This is a genomic window from Treponema vincentii F0403, from assembly GCF_000412995.1.
Taxonomy (GTDB): Bacteria; Spirochaetota; Spirochaetia; order Treponematales; family Treponemataceae; genus Treponema; species Treponema vincentii.
In genome coordinates this window covers 1,901,297-1,920,435 of sequence record NZ_KE332512.1, presented here as the reverse complement: position 1 = coordinate 1,920,435, position 19,139 = coordinate 1,901,297, and the positions used below count along the sequence as shown (strand labels likewise).

Annotated in this window: 19 protein-coding genes; 10 read left to right on the top strand and 9 right to left on the bottom strand. The window is 47.0% G+C overall.

Going from position 1 to position 19,139, the window contains the following annotated elements; translation table 11 throughout:
* Window positions 1-116: 116 nt before the first annotated feature.
* The 6 genes from fabZ to HMPREF1222_RS08690 form a co-directional block, all read right to left on the bottom strand.
* Window positions 117-542: a 3-hydroxyacyl-ACP dehydratase FabZ gene (gene fabZ / locus HMPREF1222_RS08715; protein WP_016519084.1), complete on the bottom strand. Its 426-nt coding sequence runs from the start codon at window positions 540-542 to the stop codon at window positions 117-119.
* A gap of 14 nt (window positions 543-556) precedes the next feature.
* Window positions 557-1,804 carry a beta-ketoacyl-ACP synthase II gene (fabF, locus tag HMPREF1222_RS08710; RefSeq protein ID WP_016519083.1) on the bottom strand — a complete coding sequence of 416 codons (1,248 nt, stop codon included), beginning with the start codon at window positions 1,802-1,804 and terminating at the stop codon, window positions 557-559.
* Window positions 1,805-1,819: 15 nt separating this feature from the next.
* Complete coding sequence (gene fabG, locus HMPREF1222_RS08705) at window positions 1,820-2,566, bottom strand: 3-oxoacyl-ACP reductase FabG (protein ID WP_016519082.1); 747 nt, start codon at window positions 2,564-2,566, stop codon at window positions 1,820-1,822.
* A gap of 9 nt (window positions 2,567-2,575) precedes the next feature.
* The gene (locus HMPREF1222_RS08700; RefSeq protein ID WP_016519081.1) at window positions 2,576-3,550 is read right to left on the bottom strand and encodes an ACP S-malonyltransferase; all 975 of its coding nucleotides are present in this window, start codon (window positions 3,548-3,550) and stop codon (window positions 2,576-2,578) included.
* A gap of 40 nt (window positions 3,551-3,590) precedes the next feature.
* Complete coding sequence (locus tag HMPREF1222_RS08695) at window positions 3,591-4,544, bottom strand: beta-ketoacyl-ACP synthase III (protein WP_016519080.1); 954 nt, start codon at window positions 4,542-4,544, stop codon at window positions 3,591-3,593.
* Between the two features lie 344 nt (window positions 4,545-4,888).
* Entirely contained in the window at window positions 4,889-6,082 is a 1,194-nt protein-coding gene (locus HMPREF1222_RS08690; protein ID WP_016519079.1) for a DEAD/DEAH box helicase, read from the bottom strand.
* A gap of 180 nt (window positions 6,083-6,262) precedes the next feature.
* On the opposite strand from HMPREF1222_RS08690, the gene HMPREF1222_RS08685 reads away from it, so the two are divergent.
* From HMPREF1222_RS08685 to HMPREF1222_RS08655, 7 genes are all read left to right on the top strand, one after another.
* Entirely contained in the window at window positions 6,263-7,390 is a 1,128-nt protein-coding gene (locus HMPREF1222_RS08685) for a glycosyltransferase family 4 protein (protein WP_006188475.1), read from the top strand.
* 98 nt (window positions 7,391-7,488) lie between these two features.
* Window positions 7,489-8,010 carry a translation initiation factor IF-3 gene (gene infC / locus HMPREF1222_RS08680; RefSeq protein ID WP_006188474.1) on the top strand — a complete coding sequence of 174 codons (522 nt, stop codon included), beginning with the start codon at window positions 7,489-7,491 and terminating at the stop codon, window positions 8,008-8,010.
* 15 nt (window positions 8,011-8,025) lie between these two features.
* A complete protein-coding gene (rpmI, locus tag HMPREF1222_RS08675; protein ID WP_006188473.1) occupies window positions 8,026-8,232 on the top strand; it encodes a 50S ribosomal protein L35 in 207 nt (68 codons plus the stop codon).
* A 26-nt stretch (window positions 8,233-8,258) separates the two neighbouring features.
* On the top strand, window positions 8,259-8,618 hold the full coding sequence (gene rplT, locus HMPREF1222_RS08670) for a 50S ribosomal protein L20 (RefSeq protein WP_006188472.1): 360 nt from the start codon (window positions 8,259-8,261) through the stop codon (window positions 8,616-8,618).
* Between the two features lie 3 nt (window positions 8,619-8,621).
* On the top strand, window positions 8,622-9,098 hold the full coding sequence (locus HMPREF1222_RS08665) for a cell division protein ZapB (protein WP_006188471.1): 477 nt from the start codon (window positions 8,622-8,624) through the stop codon (window positions 9,096-9,098).
* Window positions 9,099-9,100: 2 nt separating this feature from the next.
* Window positions 9,101-9,439 carry a cell division protein ZapA gene (locus HMPREF1222_RS08660; protein WP_006188470.1) on the top strand — a complete coding sequence of 113 codons (339 nt, stop codon included), beginning with the start codon at window positions 9,101-9,103 and terminating at the stop codon, window positions 9,437-9,439.
* The gene (locus HMPREF1222_RS08655; protein WP_016519078.1) at window positions 9,436-9,894 is read left to right on the top strand and encodes a YaiI/YqxD family protein; all 459 of its coding nucleotides are present in this window, start codon (window positions 9,436-9,438) and stop codon (window positions 9,892-9,894) included. Before HMPREF1222_RS08660 ends, HMPREF1222_RS08655 begins: the two co-directional genes overlap by 4 nt.
* Here the strand turns inward: HMPREF1222_RS08655 and HMPREF1222_RS08650 are convergent.
* Entirely contained in the window at window positions 9,833-11,116 is a 1,284-nt protein-coding gene (locus HMPREF1222_RS08650) for a GAF and HD-GYP domain-containing protein (RefSeq protein WP_016519077.1), read from the bottom strand. The two genes, HMPREF1222_RS08655 and HMPREF1222_RS08650, sit on opposite strands and share 62 nt — an antisense overlap.
* 220 nt (window positions 11,117-11,336) lie before the next feature.
* Here HMPREF1222_RS08650 and HMPREF1222_RS08645 point away from each other — a divergent pair, with 220 nt between their 5' ends.
* Window positions 11,337-12,776, top strand: a complete 1,440-nt coding sequence (locus tag HMPREF1222_RS08645; protein WP_016519076.1) for an aminoacyl-histidine dipeptidase — start codon at window positions 11,337-11,339, stop codon at window positions 12,774-12,776.
* A 91-nt stretch (window positions 12,777-12,867) separates the two neighbouring features.
* On the opposite strand, the gene HMPREF1222_RS08640 is transcribed toward HMPREF1222_RS08645, so the two are convergent.
* Window positions 12,868-14,925: a hypothetical protein gene (locus HMPREF1222_RS08640; protein WP_016519075.1), complete on the bottom strand. Its 2,058-nt coding sequence runs from the start codon at window positions 14,923-14,925 to the stop codon at window positions 12,868-12,870.
* Between the two features lie 88 nt (window positions 14,926-15,013).
* Entirely contained in the window at window positions 15,014-16,825 is a 1,812-nt protein-coding gene (locus tag HMPREF1222_RS08635) for a hypothetical protein (RefSeq protein WP_016519074.1), read from the bottom strand.
* Window positions 16,826-16,894: 69 nt separating this feature from the next.
* Here HMPREF1222_RS08635 and HMPREF1222_RS08630 point away from each other — a divergent pair, with 69 nt between their 5' ends.
* On the top strand, window positions 16,895-17,626 hold the full coding sequence (locus HMPREF1222_RS08630) for a hypothetical protein (RefSeq protein WP_016519073.1): 732 nt from the start codon (window positions 16,895-16,897) through the stop codon (window positions 17,624-17,626).
* Window positions 17,520-19,118, top strand: a complete 1,599-nt coding sequence (locus tag HMPREF1222_RS08625) for a methyl-accepting chemotaxis protein (RefSeq protein ID WP_038076628.1) — start codon at window positions 17,520-17,522, stop codon at window positions 19,116-19,118. Before HMPREF1222_RS08630 ends, HMPREF1222_RS08625 begins: the two co-directional genes overlap by 107 nt.
* Window positions 19,119-19,139 lie beyond the last annotated feature (21 nt).

The window sequence follows — 19,139 nt, the reverse complement described above, 5'->3', positions numbered from 1 at the left end:
GTTAGATCTGCTTCGCATCCTTCGGAATAGAGGTGCCCGGCGAGGTTTAGTGGGTACCTATAATTTTATTGCAATAAGAAGAACAGCATAACAAATTACGGCAACGACCCGCCGGTTTACGCCTTTCCGACAAGACACATCCATTCGGCTTCCGCAGCAACGGCATCGTCGACATAGATTTTACCGGATTGCTTGATCATCTGGGACGATACGCGCAAGTTTTTTACCTCGATGCGTACCGTGTCGCCGGGGCGTACCTGCGCGCGGAGCTTTACCTTGTCGACAGTCGCCAAAAAAAACAGCGCCCCGTTTTCAAACTTTCCCATAGAACTAAGCGCAGCGCCTCCTGCCTGTGCCATTGTTTCTACCAGTACCACCCCCGGCACAACCGGATATTCGGGAAAATGTCCTTTAAAAAAGAACTCCTCCGGTTTAAAGGTGTATCGGCTTTCGCTGCCTTCCTCGTCGGCACGGATAATTTCATCAACGAACAAAAACGGCTTTCGGTGCGGCAGCAAGGATTCTATATTTTTTACACTCATCGCTTTCTCCCTCGTTATTTTATTTTTTTGAACACTAACACGCCGTTGTGGCCGCCGAATCCGAGCGAACCGGATGCGGCGCAATCAACCGTGCAGGAAACGCCTTTTTGCGGTAGGTAATTGAGGTCGCATCCAGCCTCCAAATCGGGCTCCGTTAAGTTCACGGTAGGCGGGCAGAAACCTTCTTGAATCGCTTTTACGCAGATAATTGCTTCCAACGCGCCGGCCGCACCCAAACAGTGCCCGATCATCGACTTAGTAGACGAAATCTTCAGATTATATGCATGCTTCCCGAATGCTTTTTTAATCATTGCGGTTTCGGACGGATCATTAATCGGGGTGGAAGTTCCGTGCGCATTGTAGTATTGCACGTCTTCCGGTTTTACCCCTGCATCCTCCAAGGCTTTTGTCATAGCCAAAGCGCCGCTTGTACCTTCAGGATCGGGGCTGGTTAGATGATACGCGTCGGATGAACCGCCGTAGCCTGCAAGCTCCGCGTATATTTTTGCACCGCGCTTTTTTGCATGTTCGTATTCTTCAAGAATGAGAATGCCGGCTCCTTCCCCCATAACAAAGCCGGAGCGTTTTTTATCGAAGGGGCAGCAGGCTTTGTGCGGTTCATCGTTGTAATCCGCTGCAAGGGTTTGCAGCACGCTGAACGCATTGATACCGAAGCCCGTGATCGCAGCTTCCGTACCTCCTGCAAGACACATATCCATTCTGCCCGAACGGATTAAATCGAGCGCATTTCCCAAAGCGTCGGTACCGGAGGCACAGGCGGTGGTAATTGTCCACGAAACCCCGTGCAGACCGAAATGCATACTGACGTTGCCCGCCGCCTCGTTCGGAATGAGCAGCGGAATAGCGAGCGGCGGAATCCGCGAATGCCCCGCCTCAAAGTATTTTCTGAACGAGCTTTCATGGATTTCAAAACCGCCGATGCCGTTTCCAATCATCACGCCGGTACGGTCGCCCTCTATCGTTTCGTTTGAGAGTCCTGCATCCGCTACTGCCTGTACCGCTGCCGCCACTGCAAACTGCGAAAAGCGCGCCATTTTACGGGCATCCTTTTTATCCATAAATGCGGTAGGATCAAACTCTTTACATTCAGCCGCAATTCTTACCCTATCATCTCCGGGGTCGTAGTTGACGGTAATCTTTTCGATTCCGCAGCGGCCTGCTTTTATTCCTTCCCATGTTTCCGCAACCGTATTTCCCAAAGCGGAAACGGCACCAAGACCGGTAATTACAACTCTTCTCATTATGTTCTCCTTCAATTAGGCGCCCATACCGCCGTCTACGCCGAGTACCTGCGCGGTAATATACACGGATAAATCGGATGCTAAAAAGACAGCCGCATTTGCAACATCAAGCGGCGTTCCTCCGCGCTTTAAGGGAATAGCGGTTTCTATCCAATTCTTCCGCATATCTTCCGGTAAGGACGATGTCATATCCGTTTCGATATAGCCGGGCGCAATCGCATTGACCCGTACCCCTCTGCTGCCGATCTCTTTTGCAAGGCTTTTGGTCATACCAATTAAGCCCGCTTTACTTGCCGCATAGTTAACCTGCCCGCCTTGTCCGTGCAGGCCGACGATACTGGCCATATTGATAATAGAACCTTCCCGCTTCCGCAACATATCGGAAGAGACGATTTGCGATGTTAAAAAAGCCCCGGTTAAATTAACGCGCAGTACAACGTCCCAGTCCTCCTGCGGCATACGGAACGACAGCCCGTCCCGCGTAATCCCCGCGTTGTTGACCAAAATATGGAATCCACCGGATTGCTTGAGTGCCTCTTTTACCGTAGTAGTCAGTTCTTCGGCATTTCCGCAGTCGGCGTATATCTCGTGGAATGTGCTGTTATGCTGCGCCGCAAATGCTTCCATCTCAGCCTTGCCCTGCGACGGCTTTGTACAAAGTCCCCACACTTCGGCGCCTTCTTCCAGAAACCGGCGCACTATCTCCTTACCAATTCCCCGCGAGGAGCCAGTAACCAATGCTTTTTTTCCTTGTAATAACATATAAACCTCTTATAAACGGCTGCCGTCTAAGATAGCAGCCAATTGTTCAGCGGTGCCCGTCGGACGGCAGGTTCCTGCACAACCGCTGTCCCGCCACAGATTGCAGAGCGTCATGCCCGGCCCTATTTCCAGTAAGTGATGTTCCTTTGTTCCGATTAATGATGCGATTTCCCGTTCTTCTTCCAGCCAGCGCACAGGATGCGTTAAGTGCAGTACGGCATTCTTCTTTGCTTCCTCGCCGGTTAAAAGCCGCTTTCCGGTAACATTTGAAAAAATGGGAATAGCCGGATTGTTGAACGGTACGTCCTGTAAGACAGCGGAAAATTCCTCGGCTGCTCCGCGCATCAACGGCGAATGAAACGGCCCCGCTACGGCAAGCCGGACAAAGCGCTTTGCCCCCGCTTCCTTGCAGAGCTTTTCCGCAATATCGAGTCCTTCGGCAGTACCCGATACAACGGTCTGCATCGGACTGTTCAAGTTGGCTGCAAAAGCAATCCCCGTGTCGGGATTGGAATACGGCTTTAAAAGCTCGACAATCCGTTCGGGATCAAGTTTGAGTACCGCTGCCATGCCGCACGCTCCATTCCCCGCTTTACTCTGCTCGTCGAGTTTTTCACAGTATTTCTGCATGATTTTCCCGCGTAAGGTTACCAGCTTTGCCATTGTAGCAAGGTCGAAAACCTTCGCTGCGTAGAGTGCAGAAAATTCACCTAAGCTGAACCCTGCAGCAGCGGCGGGTTTAATACCGTGTTCCTGCAGCACTGTGACAATTGCTGTCTGCATCGCGGTAATTGCAATCTGACTCCGGTCGCTGCGGGCAAGTTCTGGCGGTTCCGTATTCCACAAAAAAGAAGCGATATCCTCTCCCGAAACATCGCTCATTTTATCGATAACGACGCGGGCTGACGGATATTCTTTGCAAATATCCTCTGCCATACCTTTAAACTGGGAGCCTTGTCCCGAAAATAAAAAAACGTATTCCATCATTTTCCTTCTATTAACATAATTAGAACAGGCAAAATATTTAGAACCGAATAATGGCTCCGCCCCATGTCAGTCCCGCGCCGAATCCGGTAATGAGCACGGTCATGCCTTCATGCAGCTTTCCCTGCTCCGTCAGTTCGGTAAGGGTGATAGGGATAGAAGCGGCAGATGTGTTCCCGTAGTTTTCAATATTGCGGACAAATTTACTAAAGTCGATTTTAAGCCGCTTTGCCGCTGCCTCCAATATCCGCTCGTTTGCCTGATGGCACACTATTAAATCAAGATCGTCAGCCTGCAAATGTTCCTTAGCGAGGAGCGTCTTAACGGTTTCGGTGATGTGGCTGACTGCGAAATCATATACAGCTCTGCCGTTCATGTGTACGCGGCGGTCGGGTGCAATATAGAGCTTATCCGCTCCTGTTCCGTCCGCCCCAAGTATGATTGCACCGAGTCCAAGTCCCGAAGGTTCAAACGTGTTTTCAAGCAAGGCAGCACCCGCACCGTCGCCGAATAAAACGCAGGTAGAGCGGTCGTTCCAGTCCATAATACGGCTCAGCACTTCCGCACCGCATACAAGCGCGAACCGCCAATGATGACGCTCCAGCATACTTGCCGCCGTGTCGAGCGCATAAATAAAGCCGGAACATCCCGCCGTCAAGTCGAAGCACACGGCGTGTGTTGCCTGCATTTTATTTTGGATAAGACAGGCATTTGACGGTGAACCCGGAAAATCCGGCGTTGCAGTGCCGCAAATAATAAGGTCGATTTTGTCCGCCGTTACGGGTTCGGAAGTGCGGCTATTTTTAAGCGCATCCGTACACGCCTGATATGCCAACGATGCACTGGTTTCGTCCGCTCCTGCAATCCGGCGCGCACCGATTCCGGTGTGACTCCTAATCCATTCATCGGATGTGCCGAGTTCCGGCGGAAAATCCGTATTTTTCATCTCTTTTAAAGGGAGAGCTTTTCCCAATCCCTGAATAACAATCGCCATAATTAATCTCCAATCAACAACCCCGACGCGAGCGTCGGGGTACAGTGCTCAACGTTTCGCACTGTATGTTCTATAAGATGGTTGCAGTCGGCTTTAATACCCTTCGTTACGACGCAAGCGTCGGGGTATTAAACTCTCCGCACGAATAAAAAATGAGAGCGTTTCAAACTGTACAAGTGCAATTACACAAGTCGCTTTTGATACAGCTCTTTATATCCTTTTAGTATATTTTTTAATTCTCCGCTGTCAACCTTTACCTTTTGAAAATATACGGTATATCTACTTCATCGCTGCGCACAAATTAATCCTCAACATATTAGCATCTGATTTATGCGGTTTCTTTGTTATGCGGTTTCCGAGGGGGATTGGATTTTTCCGCCGGTGAGAATTTTGGGATATACCGTGATGCCCAGCTTTTTTTCGAGGGCTTGTAAAATGCGCAATTCGTATTCATCCCCGATCACGATGTTAACGCCTTTCTTTCCCGCTCTTCCGGTACGGCCGGCACGATGTATAAAGACATCGGCATCCTTGGAAAGCTGCATTTGCACAATGTAATCGATGTCGGCAATATCAAGCCCGCGGGCGGACAAATCGCTGGTAATTAATATCCGTGTTTTGCCCGACCTGAACCGTGCGATAATTTGCTTCCGTTCGGAACCTTCCAGTTTACCGTACAGCGGCACCGCATCGATTTTTTTATGCTGCAGTTTTTGCGCGAGGGTTTCAACTTCCTGTGCAGGCGCAGTAAAAATGAGCATCTTTTTTGCGCTGTGCACCGATGTATTGTCCAATGCGTGAATCAGTGCACGCAGGGTATCGGCCTTGTTCCGGCGTTCGCTGAAAAGCGCCCAATGTTCGATGGAGTTTTGCAGTACACCGGTGTGCGCAATCGAAAGGCATTCCGGCAATTCGGCAGCGGACGAACGGCGCAAAAATCCGTTAAGCAATTCAATATTCTTACCGTTGAACGTTGCCGAACAAGCAAGCGCCTGTACATCCTGTGGAAGCGTCGCAAGGACGGTTTGCAGCGCATCCCTACTTTCACGAGCGAGCTGCCTATCTGCTTCATCGATTACCACAGCGGTTATTTCTTGCAGCTTGAGTTTTTTCAACCCGATCAAATCGGAAATCCGCGCCGGCGTTCCGATAATTACGGCAGGTTTTTCTTTTAACCCCTCTATTTGCCGTTTTAACGAACTGCCGCCGACGCAGAGCAATGTCCTAAAATACTGCGGGCCGCTTCCTTGCAGCTGCGCCGCCGCTTCTTTAATTTGAGATGCAAGCTCCACCGTCGGGCTTAAAATAAGGATGCGGGGAGCGATTGTTTTTTTCTCATCCTGCATCAGCCGGGTAAAAAGCGGCAGTAAAAACGCAAGAGTTTTCCCCGTACCCGTTTCGGATTCAAAAAAAATACTTTTTCCTTCTAAGGCAAGCGGTATCACTTTTTCCTGAATAGGGGTCGGGTGTATAATTCCTCCGGCTGCCAGCGTTTCAACGAACGGCTTGTACAGCGGTATATTCAAAAAATCAGTCATTCCGCAAGGATAGCATATTGTTACGGTAAATGCTATAATCGTGAAAATATCCAGCAGAGCAGTCTCACCGGATGTTTTATATAACCCCGCAGAATAATCGAGGCTGTTCAACCAGATTCTGCGATTTTGATTTATTTATCCGGTGAGACTGCTCTAAGATACTTAAAAAAGAGGTTTCGTTTGAAAATTGGGATTAATACGTTCGGGTGCGATCACGGCAGGTCGGGTATCGGAGCTTATATTCTTTCATTAGTGCATAATTTACCTAAGACCGAACATAGCATTCAGCTTTTCGGGCATGAATTGGATAAATATACCTATACATCAGGAGTTGAAGGTGTCAAATATACCTGTGTTTCCGTAGGGGATTCCGCCTTTGCGGAACAGACATGGCACAGTCTCTCTTTTAATATCTTTGCCCGTAAGCAGCAATATGACATTGTGTTATTCCCATCGGGGACAAAGCTCGTGCCGATACGTTTTGAAGTCCCTACGGTGCTTGTAATGCAAAATATCCTTACGGATAATTCCCAAGGGTATTTAAAAAACATATCATCGCTTGTTTCAAAATTAACGCTTAAATCCGTTAAAGGGATCATCAGTCCCAGTAACTACATTAAGAATAATCTGCTTAACAACGGCATTGCGGAAGATAAGATACGGGTGATCCATAATGGGATCGATACCGATTTATTCCACCCGCACAACCTGCAAGCGCAGGAAGCGCTGACCATTAAGCCCTTCGCCATTAGGCGGCCGTATATTATCTATGCTTCGAGGATTATTCACCCCGAAAAGCGGCATATCGAGCTGATCAACGCTTTTTCCATCTTTAAACAAAAAACAAAAGCGCCGCATCGACTGGTCATTGCCGGAGCCGACGGCGAACAGGCGGAACAAGTGCATCAGGCGGTGCTCCGTTCTCCCTTTGCGTCGGATATTCTGCTCACCGGATACTTTCCGCATGAAAACCTCCCGCTGCTCTATTCCGCAGCCGACCTATGTGTGTTTCCTTCTCCTGTCGAAGGGGTTGGCTTGCCGGTAATCGAAGCGATGGCCTGCGGCATTCCGACGGCCTGTGTCCGCGCAGGTGCATTGCCGGAAATTGCAGGCGACTGCACTTGTTATTTTGAACCCGATAAGCCGGAAGAGATTGCCTCTGTCATCGGCAGTTTGATCAACGATAGCGCCGGTGCAAATAAGGAACGGAGACAAAAACTAATCGATGCCGGAACGGAATGGGTAAAACAATACAGCTGGAAAAAAACAGCGGAAGAAACAATCGCTTATTTGGAAACGATCAAATAATTAAGCGTAACCTTGACATATTCAAAGAAAATTCGATATACTTATGATCTATAGCTTTATTTTATGTGCATTGAGAAAAGTGTACTGGAGGAGAATAGTTGGCGGAGAATAAAGGTTTGCGGATTAATGAACAGATCCGTGTCCGCGAGGTTCGTTTAATTGATGATGCAGGGGAGCAAAAGGGCATTGTTTCCACCCTTGAAGCTCTTAGGATGGCTCAAGACGTTAATCTTGACCTCGTTGAAGTGGCTCCGCAAGCGGATCCTCCCGTTTGCAAGATTTTAGATTATGGAAAGTATCGTTTTGAATTGGAAAAAAAGCTCCGTGATTCCAAGAAAAAACAAAAGTTGCAAGTTCTTAAAGAAATCCGTATGCAGCCTAAGATAAATGACCATGATCTGTCTTTTAAAGCACGGCATATACAGGATTTTCTTGATGGCGGCGATAAAGTAAAAGTAACAATCCGCTTTCGGGGGCGGGAGTTAGCCCATACCGAGCTGGGGCTGGATGTATTAAACAACGTACTGGCAAAACTCGGCGGAGATTTAACGGTAGAAAAACCTCCGGCAATGGAAGGACGCACAATGTCTATGACATTGGCGCCTAAATCAAAGAAATAATTTACGAGGTGTATTATGCCTAAGATGAAGAGTAAGAGCGCCGCAGCAAAGCGGTTTAAACTTACCGGCAGCGGTAAGGTAAAGTATAAGCAAATGAACTTGCGCCATATTTTGACCAAGAAATCCCCGCAACGCAAACGCGATTTGCGCAAAGGCGGAATTTTAGCCGAAGTTGACAGCAAAAAGGTCAGAAAACAGCTGCTTCCTTACGGCACACATTAAATTTTAGTTATATTTAGGAGAATACAATGCCGAGATCGTTATGTTCAAATAAACGCATCCATAGACGCAAGAAGATTTTAAAGTTAGCAAAAGGCTTCCGCGGACGCAGAGGTACGAACTATAAAGCGGCAAAAGACGCCGTTGTAAAAGCTCTTACCCATAGCTTTGAAGCACGCCGCGACCGCAAAGGTGATATGCGCCGCTTGTGGATCAGCAGAATCAATGCAGCCGTACGTGCGGAAGGAATGAGCTATTCACGCTTTATTAACGGGATGGCTAAAGCAGGCATCGCTTTAAACCGCAAAGCCTTATCCAATATGGCTATCGAAGATCCGGCCGCTTTTAAAAGCGTTGTCGAACAGTCTAAAAAAGCACTAGGAGCCTAACGTATGTTAAACCTCGATCAAATTAAACAGCTTGAAGCAAGGGTCTCTAAAGCAATTGAGCTGATGCAGACGCTCAAAGATGAGAATGACCTATTAAAACTTGAACTGCATGACCGCCAACAGAGAATCGAAGAGTTGGAGAATATAGTTCTTGTCTTTAGAAACGATCAAGCTAAGATCGAGGAAGGCATCATCAATGCGCTCAATCACTTGAGCGCATTTGAAGACACTGTGTACCAAGCAGCAACTTCAACGGCTGCGTCCGCAGCTCCTACAACAAGCGGAACTGCAGCCGGCGAATTTTCGGGAACATCGGCAGAAACGGTAAATACAGCCGCACAGCCGGAAACCGTACACGAAGAAACGGCGGAATCTCAATCGTCTACCGCCGATTCTGAAATAACACCGCAGCCTGCCGTTGTACCGGAAACCGCCCCGCAAGAAACGGTAAACCATTCAAATCAGCTGGATATTTTTTAACGATGCCAGAACGCAAAGGGCGGCTGCAAATCGATTTGTTGGGTACGTCATTTGCGCTTGAAGCCGATCAACCCGCTGAATATTTACAGTCAATCTACAACCATTATAAAAAAGTCGTCTCCGAAGTCCAACAAACTTCCGGCGTTAACGATTCATTGCGCGTTGCGATTATTGCCGGTATTTTGCTGTCGGACGAATTGAGCAAAGAGCGGCTTAATCCGCAAGCAGCGATTCCGCAGCAAGAAACCGAACTCTTAATCGAGCAGTCGGCACGAAAAATGATCGAAGACATTGATTCAATTATTTATTCGCTTACGCCGCCAACCGATGAACACGCATGACGTTTTTTGTTGATGCGGATTCCTGCCCGGTAAGAATCCGGGAGATTATTTGCAAAACGGCAAAGAGGCTGCAACTGCCGGCTGTCTTTGCAGCAAACAGGCCTATTCCTATTCCTAAAAATTCCTATTGTACGGCTATTGTAACCGAAGCTGATGACCAAGCGGCAGATATGTATATTCTTGAGCATGCGGTACAGGGCGATATGGTTATTACCCGCGACATTCCCCTTGCTAAGCAGCTTGTCGATGCGCATATAAAAGTTATCAATGACCGCGGCGTTGTATATACGCCTGAAAATATCGGTGAACGGTTGTCTATTAGAAACTTTATGTATGAATTGTCCGTAAACGGACTTGCTCCCGAACGTACAAAAGCATTCGGAAAGAAAGAAGTTATGGAATTTGCCCAAGCCCTTGATCGGGAAACGCAGCTCCTTCTGAAAAACGTTCTTTGATTTCTTTAATCCGCGGTGCAATTTCAAAAAAAGCGTCGGCAATTTCGGGGTCGAATTTTACGCCGCGCAGCCGCCGTATCTCTTCTAAAACTTTATCTTCGGTCCATTCTTCTTTATATGCCCGTTTGCAGGAAAGCGCATCGTAAACATCGGCAAGCGAGGTAATACGGGCGCCAAGCGGAATTTCCGTACCGATAAGCCCCTGCGCTGCGGTATGAGTGCGGTTGTATTTGACTATTTCTCCCGTTTCCTGCGAGATATGCCCGGGATAACCGGTTCCATCCCAATTTTCGTGGTGCCGCAGCGCAATATCCCGCGACATGGTATCGACTTCCGAATTGCCCGATAAGAACAGTTTTGAACCGCGCCATGTATGGCTCTGCATAATCTGATATTCTTCGGGGGTAAGTTTGCCGGGCTTTTTAAGTATCGTATCGGAAATACCGATTTTGCCGACATCGTGCAGCATGGCGGCAATTTTGAGAGCATCGCGGAATTTTTCCCGCTCATGCCGGTGAATGTTATGATTAAATGCCCAACGGTCGTAAATTTCCACTGCATAGTTGGCAACGCGATGCACATGCAGTCCCGTTTCGCGCGGATCGTGTAATTCCGCCATTTGCACCATACGGAGAATCATCTCCCGTGTTAATGAGGCATGCATGAGTGTTGCCGCAGCGTTTGCCGCAAAATGGGAGAGAAACATTTCGTCGTCGGAGGTAAAAGCGCGGATGCGGCCGTGTATGTCGAGCGCATTAATCATCTGGAGAACACCCAAGACGTCGCCGGAAATAGCAATCAACGGAATGGTCAACGTAGAGACGGTTTTATAACCGGTTGCCTCATCGCTGATACTCCCAAATTTATACTGTTTATCGGAAGAAATTGCGTAGACATCAGGTTCATTGACCAGCTGCTTGGTTAATGCTGCAAATCCTGCAATAGTAGTACCGTTGATTGGAAATGAAAAAATATGAAACGGCAGTTTTTCTCCCGGTTTTAACCGTTTTTGCAGCGTTGAATTTTGCGCATAGTGGATAACCAGTTGTTTACCTTCTACTAGATAAATGGATCCGGCGTCGGCATTCAGCGCCTGCCGCGCCTCGGTTAATATCCTTTCCAAAAGAATATCTTTATCGCGAATACTGTATAAGCGGGAAGTTGTCTGCATAATGTCAAACAGAATTTCTTCCCGTGTTCTTACTGCCGGAATCTTATTCATAATGCTTCCTCTCTTCCTATAATTATAATTAACAATGTAGGGGCTCTGATAGTATCACCTAAAATGCAATAATACAATACGAAATGTCTTAAAAATATACCAAAGACTCCTTCTACTGTAACATTCATAAAACTATGCTATAATCGATATATACGAAAGAACTCTAAAACCGTTTTTTGATGTTTTAGAGAAAACCTTTATCCCTGCTAAGGAGCGCTATATGAGCATAGAACACATCCAGCCTAAAGAAGTATTCCATTGGTTTGCCGAAATATCGGCGGTACCGCGTGGGTCAAATAACGAAAAAGCAATCAGCGATTTTTTGGTACGCTTTGCAAAAGAACGTTCGCTTGAAGTATATCAAGATGAGGCGCTGAACGTCATTATCAAAAAGCCCGGGACGGCAGGATACGAAAAATCCCCGACGGTTATCTTGCAGGGGCACATGGACATGGTATGCGAAAAGACGGCCGATTCGCATCATGATTTTTTGAAAGACCCAATCAAACTGATTGTAGAAGGAGATAATCTGCATGCCGACCGGACAACACTCGGCGGAGATGACGGTATTGCAGTTGCCTACGCGCTGGCTATCCTCGATTCAAAGTCGCTTGCGCACCCTCCGCTTGAGGTATTAATTACTACGAACGAAGAAGTCGGCATGGACGGAGCGCGCGCTTTAAAAGCGGATCATTTACAAGGTAGAATCCTTTTTAATGTCGATTCCGAAGAGGAAGGAGTCTTTTTAGTCAGCTGCGCAGGCGGCGCCAATATCCACGTCGATTTTAAGATTGAAACGGAGCCGCTAAAAGAGCAGGCATTGGCTATTAAAGTCGACGGGCTGCTCGGCGGGCATTCCGGTATGGAGATTATTAAGCAGCGTGCAAACGCGATAAAGCTGTTGGGCCGGGTGTTGTCCGCAGTAAAAGCGGAGCAGCCCGTGCATATCGTGTCGATTGTAGGCGGTTCAAAACATAATGCCATTGCAAAAGAGGCGGAAGCAATCATCACCGTCGAAGATGCCGCCCGCGCACAGGCTGTCATTGCACAGCTTGCCGAGGCAATCAAAGCGGAATACCGTGTCGCCGACAAGGATATCCGCATTACGGCAAAACCGGCAACGGCCTTACCTAAGATGATGTACAACGGGACGGTCAGCACCGGCATCATAGACTTTATGACGATGGATCCCGACGGGGTGCAATACATGAGTATGGATATTCCCGGACTGGTGCAAACCAGCTTGAACAACGGTATCCTCGCCCTTGACGGGGACACTCTGACGTTTACGATTTCGGTACGCAGTTCGGTAAAGAGTGAGTTAGATGAGATTGTACAAGTGCTGCAGTTGTGCGCCGAACGTACCGGCGGTGTATTCAGCAAGGTGTCGGAATACCCCGCGTGGGAGTACTCGCCTGAGTCGCACGCCCGAGATGTTGCCGTAAAAACATACAAGGAACTCACCGGCAAAGAACCGGTTGTGTCCGCCGTCCACGCAGGGCTTGAATGCGGTCTTATCAAGAAAACCATCCCCGATATCGACGCTCTCAGCTTCGGTCCGAATTTATACGATGTACATACCCCGAATGAGCATTTGAGCATTTCATCAGCCGAACGGATGTGGAAATTTATCGTTAAGCTGTTGGAAAATATGCGGTAACCGCGGCGGAGGTGTTTAACGCACCGCTGCATAAAAAAAGCGCCTCGGTATGCATTGCATATCGAGGCGCTTATAGTTTTAACGGATACGGTTATTTTGTAACGACATACTTAACGTCTTTAACACGAAGATCATTAAATTTTGATTCTAATCTAAAGCTCCGGTAGCCGTCATCGCAAATATCGCTGTGTTTTGGATATTCCAAAGTAATTTCAGAGGAAGCGGCATCGCCGACCTTTACCGTAATTTTCTGCTTAGTAAAGGTAATCAGGCTATCCTGATAGGCAACCCACTTATCTGCATCAAATGTCATTCCTGTAACTTGGTTAGCTACATTATCGCCGTCTATATTGTCCAGCGCAGTAGTATTGGGTAATTTATCTCCTGATGTGGTAAACAGCGTAGTGATAGTGTTATCCCCGTTAGCGGTTACGACAATGTTAACCTTTCCCTGTTCGTGTAATTGCCACTTTGCAGATACGCTACCGGTTCTATCAGTATTATCGGATTTATATGTAGGCGCATAATACTTGAGCGCTACCGTTACAGTTCCGGCAGTAAATTCAACCAAGGAGACTTCTCCCGCATTCGAGTAATTATAAAGAGGCTCATAGTTTGTGTTGATCAGCTTAAATTTTTTACCATTGGTGCTGCCCAAAATATCCGTTTTTATTTCAGATTCACCGGGTAAGCGGAACTTAAAGGACAGGTCACCCTGCGAGTAGTACATACCGGCATAAGAGTCGATTGTCGAACCGTTGTCAAAGTCTAACGCAGAACCAATCACATCTGCATCCGTCTTTAATGCTGCAGGAACGTCTCCAACGGCATGTCCGGGAAGTAGATATTGACTATCATCGATTTTTGTGCTTGCAGATTTCATGTCGTAAACCAAACCCGCAGTATTTAAGCCGTCAGGAGTTGTGAAAGAAGGCGACGGAATTGCACCCAGCTTTTCAAAATCTTCTTCGCTTACCGTTTTAACGGTTTTAGGCTCTGCCGTGCTCTCTTCAGTATATTTTACCTTGAGATGGAGGTAATAGGTTTGGTTATAATCCAAGTTCTCATCCGGTGTAACCGTAAAAGTATTTCCGGTCGGCGTTGTGATCTTCCATTTTGTCTCTGCAGGGAGCTCTGCTTTGTTTGCAACGGTGCTAAAAGCATAGCTGTAGGTAAGGTTTTTCACATCGATTGTATCATCAACATCATCAAAAGCTTTTACTAAATTAGCAATGGTAATTACCGGTTTGGCCGAAGGAACCGCCGGATTGGCAACGCTTAGAAGCTTAACGTTGGGTACCGAATTACCGTCCTGCAGTACCGAGGTTTTAAACTCCCAATCGTCAGTAGTAGGATTGTTAGAATTAAGTACATTGCCGCCCTTTACGCGCACTACCGTATCGGAATTTGCAGCCACGTCGCCATACTCTACATCCGTAAACGAGAACAACGCATGCACCGGTATACCGGAAGTAAGTTTATCCTGCGGAACTTCCCATGTAAAGGTAGTAGTATAGTTACCGGAACCATCATCCGTTACAACACCTTTTTTCGATTCGCCGACAGCTGCAGCTGCTTCATTGCTGCCAAGCTTGAGTGTGGCCTTTAACGACGGATAGTTACCCTTTACCGTAGCAATAAGATACCACTTCTTGAATATATACTTGAGCTCTGCGGTGTCTACCGTTACATAGTGCCGGCTGGCAGCTTCGATCTTTACCGCAACAATCTTACTCCGTTTGATTTCATTATTTGCTGTTTTTACCAAACGATACCCAATGTAAAAGCTGTCGCCGACGGCAGCCCCATTACCGACCGCTGCTTTAACCGCAGATGCAGCGATAGTACCGTCAGCAGCTGTGTCGTCGACATAGTACCCGTCGCTAAATACTTTACTTACCGCTTCTGATTTTTCGATAGAATCTGCACGCACCGCATAAACCTGTATGTGCGTGATGTCGGAAGCGGGGGTGGTAGTGGCCGTCCATCCCGATTTAAATTTATAAGAAGCGCCATCAAACTCATCTTTAGTCACTGTGACAGTTTCGTGCGCTGAAATGTTACCGAGTGTCTGAACAGGCGGATTTTTACAACCGAATAAAATAAGGGCGGCAAGCAGCAACCCTATACCTGCGACATATTTCTTCATAATCTTACCTCCTTAGGGTATGTTAACTCTTTTATACGAGCCGTTTTTTGTACGCCGATAGCGGCGCGTTATCCTCTATTACGCTCTGCTATTCTGCAGCAGCGGTTTTTCTACCGGTACCAAGCGGGATAAATGCCTGAACCGCAAAGCCTTCAATATCCAACAAGTTGCCGTTAACCCTGATATCCAGATGAGCGCCTCCTTCAAACGGTACGGTTAACCCGATTGTGTGCCTTTCCGAAAAGCCCCACGTATAGTCGGTATTAAGCGATTCGCCTATCGCAATATTACCGGGATATTTTGCTTCGTTGGTATAACCGGTTCCGTCATCGGCTCCGTTCACGGTATTTTGTTCTGTTATAGAAGGATTTTGATATTTGCTTGAATCATCGAAAGCCGTTGTTACCTTATACCAGAACTCCGGTGTTGCACCCAGTAAGAATCCGACTTTCCAACCTTCCGGTAAAATTTTAAGCCCCATCGGGACGGAAGCGGTAGATGTAAATTCGGTTCTTATTATAGCTGTTCCTCTTTCACCTTTGGTAATTCTGCTGTGTGTTACCTTAGTTCCGTTTACGCTGCCCGATGCAGTTACTGTGGTATCATAACCTTCGTCACGGAAATCATGTCCGGCAATACGTCTTTTAGCCATTCCGGTTATTACTTCAAATTTAAGGGTAGGTTTGATGTTAAAGCGTATTGACCGCTGAGGAGAAACAAACTTTAACATACGGGCACCTGTCACATCAAACTTAAAAGCAAAGGCGGGCTTTTGATCGGCAGCATACTTACCGGTAACATTTACGCCGGAGGCTGTGTAATTGTAATTCCAGCGCTCCATCTTCGTTTTTATGTCAAACTCGATACCGGCGTTTACCGACCAGCTATCGCTGTCGCGGTCTGCTGCAGGAATTTCGATACCGTATTCGCCGCGTATTTCGTTTTTAAGATTGGTGATAGTTGAGGTATAGTTCTTTTCTTCACCGTTCTGTTTAAAGTAATACGCGCCGCCGGCATTTTCCAAATCGGTTTTAACGGATAGGGCAGCAACGTGATTTAAGCCTGCCAGAGAAAATGCAACGGGAATCTTAATGGTAAAGGCATCGCCTGTTGAAGCTGCTGCCTTGTAGGGTGCAATACGTAGGTTATTCAATAGCGACGAGGTGTCGATAATGCTCGGTGCAACGCTTGCATCCAAACCTTTCTTGTTTTCGGTATAACTGAGCGCCGCGTCATCGGCATTGTTGCGGGTAACCTTAGTATAGGCATTGTCCCACCACTGCCAATTTCCGCCGCTATGGGGAGTAGAACCTGTTTGCCAATTTCCGCGTTCGTACTCAAACTGCAAACCGGTTACCAAATTCAACCCTGTACCGACGCCGATTAAGTATTGAAAATTGAAACGGCTCTTTTCAAACAAGGGCTTTAGGTAATATCCCGTCTGTGTAACAGATACCAACTGTGTACGGCTTTCGTCCGTCCATTCGGTTTCGGTTTTTGCCTTGGGGCGCTCTGTAATAAGTTTGCTGTAATTACCCAAATTATCAACAACGCCTGCACCGAAGGATGCAAAAAAGGACATCGGTAATTTGCCCGGCATATAATAGCCGAACCTCATCGGACCTTCCGCATCAAACAGTTGTTTTGTCCATGCCTGTATTCCTGAGCGCGATGATGTCTTATCTGCCGCGTCCTTTCCTGCAAACGGATTGCCTAAACCGCCGTAAATAAAATGCTGGTCATAGGTACCGAAGTCTGCATTCGGGGTAAACTGGGTGTCGAATTCATTATCGAATACGCCGCTTGTTAAGGCACTTTCGAGCGAATTCGGTGCGCCGAGTTCCGCAAACAGTGCAGCTGACATCACCAGTCCGCACAGAATACAGAGAATCTTTCGCATAGAGCTTCCTCCTTAATCAATTTTTTTTTATCTACATTATTTTATTATTATTGCATGGGTACTTAGCAATTGTCAAACTTTTTTATTTATATAACGGGTTTTCAAACCGAAATAACCGACAGTCTTTGTCAGGCTCCGGAGATACTGTACTGTGCCGGCACCTTTGAGCAGAGCCGGTATATCTATCCGTCAAATGTGCAGCAGGTAGGCGAGCGGGTTTACACGGTGCTTATTGGCGGTAAACCGGTGTATGTCATCGATTACTATCATCCGGCAGGCAGTTACGGAAGCTATAACGAGTTATACCGGCTTTTACTACAGGCATTTCACGGACTCGCAGCTATAGAAATACAGTATGATGAAAAGGAACTGATCTGCCGCACAGCTTCCGGTGCTCTTATTCCACATCAAAGTATTGTACCTGAACATACCGAAATTGAGCTGTGGGTACAAGGCGGAGATAAATCAGACTCCTGTGTAGGTTACTCCAGTGTATGCTGGACGGTAAACGGCAGTGTTCTTGTAGATAGTGTAAAGCCGTCTATCCGCTATACGGTTGGAAAACAAGGCAATACGCTTGCCCGTCAAAACGACCGTTACATCAGTGCTGAAACAACCGACAAACTCCCTCCACATCAGTTTTCTTTAATCAATAACGTATTATGTTCCGATACTTATGCTGAGGGATATTGTTGTGAACATAAAACTGAAAATCGGGATTTTATCGGGCATACTGGTGCTATTACTGCTCATCGCTGCCGGAACTTTTATGCAAATGTCAAAACCGGCGGATGTGCTTGAATATCAGATTGTGCAGCTCGCAAGTTATGAACGTAATATGCTTTATATCCGCGGCGTTATTTATCGTTACGGCATAGCCGACACGCATATTCCCTCCTCCGTTATCAACTCATTAAGTCAACATGAACCTACACTGATTGCCGTAGAATATGCCGCAGAAAAATATATGAAGAATGATGCGGCGCTGCGCAACAGTCTTGCGGGTTATTTTGATTCAGCCCGTTCAATAAATGCGGAATATACCAACTTAATTAACGATTATAATCAGCTCGGCGCGGCAAAGCCGAAACCGTTTGATCAAACAAAACTGGACGCTATTGAAGTGCTGCTCGGGACGCATGTTAATAATTTTGAAACGGTGTATAACGCATTACACAGTGCTGCCGTTCGCTATCGGAAACAGGCAACAATTCTTTCAGGGATACTGATTTCGGTAACATGGCTGCTGGGGCTTTTTGTAACATGGGCATTGATACAAACAGTCTATACAATCTTACTCGCCCGTAATGCAAAAAAGAAAATTGTGCTCAAGGCAGGGCCTAAAACCGATACTGCCGAATCGGGACGTCCTATCGGTTTCAATTCGGCACAAAATAGAGCCGGCAGCAACGGATTATATACCGGGTTATATGCTAAGGAAAAGGAAGCGGGCATAGAATTACTCGATGCGGACGGAAGCCATGAAGCGGGAATACCGACATCGATGGGAATATCGAATAACTATGCAGGCACCGAAAGAACTTCTCATCCTTCTCATTTAAATATGCACTCCGATGTAAAAGATGCCGGTTTTACCGAAAAAAAGGCTGAGCTTATAGAACGGAATACGCAGCTGGAGCAAAACATCGCCGATCTGCAACGCAGCTATGATTTACTGGAAAAGAAACATACCGATCTGCAAACAACCTATAAAAATATGCAGGCTGCAGCCGAAAAAGAAGGCGCCGGATACCGTCAATCGGCAGCTCAGATGAAAGAGGTTCTTTCTTCGGTACAGCAAACCGCTGAAAATCACCGTACTGATTCTGAAACGGCAAAAAAGTTGGTGGAAACATTTAAAACCGGCCATCAGCTGTTCAAAACAACCCATGAGCATCTGCAGTTTATCATCCAAAACGTTTCAAAAATTCAAGAAATGTCTGAAATTATCGAAAGTATTGCAGAACAAACAAAGATGCTCAGTATGAATGCAGCGATCGAAGCTGCGCATGCCGGTGATGCCGGTAAAGGCTTTGCCGTTGTTGCGGAAGAACTGAGCCGGCTTGCGGCTGCTGCATTGGAAAGCTCTCACGATATCGGCGGAACCATAAAACAAGTAGTAACCGTCATTACGGGCATTGGAGCCACCAGTGATGAACTTGACCAATCCTTTGAAAAAATCCACTTGCAAACGGACGCTATCTATACCTCGCTGGTTGACTTTTCATCAATGATTGAAAAAACCGGCGACGAGGCAAAAACGGCTTTAATGCACTTTTCTACCTTAGAATAGATGTTTTTGAGATTGTTGAGT